This window comes from Streptomyces sp. SID486, assembly GCF_009865385.1.
Lineage (GTDB): Bacteria > Actinomycetota > Actinomycetes > Streptomycetales > Streptomycetaceae > Streptomyces.
Genome location: NZ_WWJT01000464.1, coordinates 1 through 695 on the forward strand (window position 1 = coordinate 1; position 695 = coordinate 695).

A 695-nucleotide genomic window follows, 5' to 3' on the forward strand; every position below is an offset into this window, starting at 1 on the left:
CGCCGGCCCGGTGCCGTGGTGCGCACGAGTGGCCCGCCGGCCGGGCGACACGGCCGGCGCGTCCGCCGTCCGGGGGCCGTGCCGGCGGACAATCGGGAACCGTGCGGACCACCGACCAGGAAGCGCCGGGCGGCCGGCGGCGGATGCTGATCGTGAGCGCGAGCATGGGGGCCGGTCACGACACCGTGGCCGCCGAACTCGCGCGGCGGGCCGCCGCGCGCGGGCACGAGGCCCATGTGGCCGACGTGCTGCGGCTGCTGCCCCGCGGCCTGGGCACGGGACTGCGCCACGGCTACCAGGCGTCGGTACGGCACCTGCCCTGGGTGTACGCCGGGATCTACGGCGCGCTGCTCCGCGACGGCGGCGGCCCCCGCCCCAGCGGTGTCCCGCTGGCCCGGCTCGCCGGGGACCGGCTGACGGAGCTGGTGGACCGGCTGGAGGCGGATGTGGTGGTGCCCGTCTTCCATCTCGCCGCGCAGCTGACCGGGGACCTGCGGGCCCGGGGCAGGCTGCGGGTGCCGAGCACCGTGTTCCTGCTGGACTTCGCGGTGCACCGGCAGTGGCTGCACCCGGGCAACGACCGGTACCTGTGCCTCACCGACGCGGCGGCGGCGCGGGTACGCCGGGTGGTCGCCGCGCCCGTGGTCACGACCGGCCCCGTGGTCGCGCCCGCGTTCCGCGCCCCGGCCCCCGGG

General features: G+C 78.8%; 1 pseudogene. It reads left to right on the forward strand.

What is annotated here, in order from left to right:
• Positions 1-143: 143 nt before the first annotated feature.
• Positions 144-695, forward strand: a pseudogene (locus GT045_RS21945) (galactosyldiacylglycerol synthase); the annotation flags it as partial.